The sequence below is a fragment of the Microbacterium sp. BF1 genome, assembly GCF_019279095.1.
GTDB lineage: Bacteria > Actinomycetota > Actinomycetes > Actinomycetales > Microbacteriaceae > Microbacterium > Microbacterium maritypicum.
The window spans coordinates 1-551 of the sequence record NZ_JAGYWT010000871.1 but is presented as its reverse complement, the minus strand read 5'-3'; the positions used below and the strand labels follow the sequence as shown (position 1 = coordinate 551).

Below are 551 nucleotides of genomic sequence, written 5' to 3'. Positions count from 1 at the left end.
GCCGCCTCGCCGTACTGCTGAACCGCGCGGATGTGGAGGGCCTCCCCGAGACGCACGTCGTCTCGCGCGGAGCCCTCGCGCTGGAGTCGGTCAGCGGCCGCTCCCCCGTCGCACCGCTGTCGATGCATGGCTTCAATCTGCTCGAAGTGCGGCCGGAGGGCGCCAGGGTGCTGTCGTGGGACGGCGTCGACCTGCGTGAGACGCCCATCGATCCGGGCACGCACATGATCGCTCACGACGACCTCGACGATGTGACGACCCCGAGGATCGAGGCCTGGCTGCCGGAGTTCCGAGCCCTCGGGCCGACCGCTGACAGCGCGGACTGGACGGCCGAGTGGACCGCGCTGCTCGCATCCTCGACCGCCCTGGCCCCGGAGGACGACCGGGCGATCATCCGCGACAACCGTCCGCACGGCTACCCGACGCAGTCACTGCTCTACTGCGTCGCCACGGTTACCGACGACGCAGTAGAGGTGCGCGACGTCACCCTCCCGACCCCGGCGCACTGGACCGAGTAGCCGGCGCGACCGGCTACTCGTCCGGCCCGACCC

Annotated in this window: 1 protein-coding gene; it reads left to right on the top strand. The window is 71.3% G+C overall.

Annotation, left to right across the window (positions count from 1 at the left end; translation table 11 throughout):
* On the top strand, positions 1-518 hold a 518-nt coding region (locus KZA10_RS17290), incomplete at its 5' end, for a hypothetical protein (protein WP_218683525.1).
* Between the last annotated feature and the right edge of the window lie 33 nt (positions 519-551).